Source organism: Alkalihalophilus lindianensis (assembly GCF_032843265.1).
Lineage (GTDB): Bacteria > Bacillota > Bacilli > Bacillales > Bacillaceae_D > Alkalihalophilus > Alkalihalophilus lindianensis.
This window is the reverse complement of record NZ_JAWJBA010000586.1, coordinates 1-258: the sequence shown is the minus strand read 5'-3', so window position 1 is coordinate 258 and position 258 is coordinate 1. Positions and strand designations below refer to the sequence as shown.

Annotated in this window: 1 protein-coding gene; it reads right to left on the bottom strand. The window is 67.4% G+C overall.

The features are described 5' to 3' along the window. Positions 1-258: FAD-binding domain-containing protein (locus RYX56_RS23535; protein ID WP_317124279.1), on the bottom strand; the 258-nt coding region annotated here is incomplete at both ends.

Sequence of the window (258 nt, the reverse complement as noted above, 5' to 3'; positions counted from 1 at the left end):
AGGGCACAGCGTCGGTGCCGGTGGAGGCGCTCCACTGCCAGCCGCCATTGTTGGCAGCCAGGTCACCGTCGATCAGGTGGCGCATGAAGTGGCGCTCGCCCAGGCGCCAGTCGATCAGCAGGTTCTTGCTGAGGAACATGGCCACCACCATGCGCAGGCGGTTGTGCATCCAGCCGGTGTGCAGCAGCTGGCGCATGGCGGCGTCGATCAGCGGGAAACCGGTGCGCCCCTCTTTCCAGGCTTGCAGGTCGTCGGGGG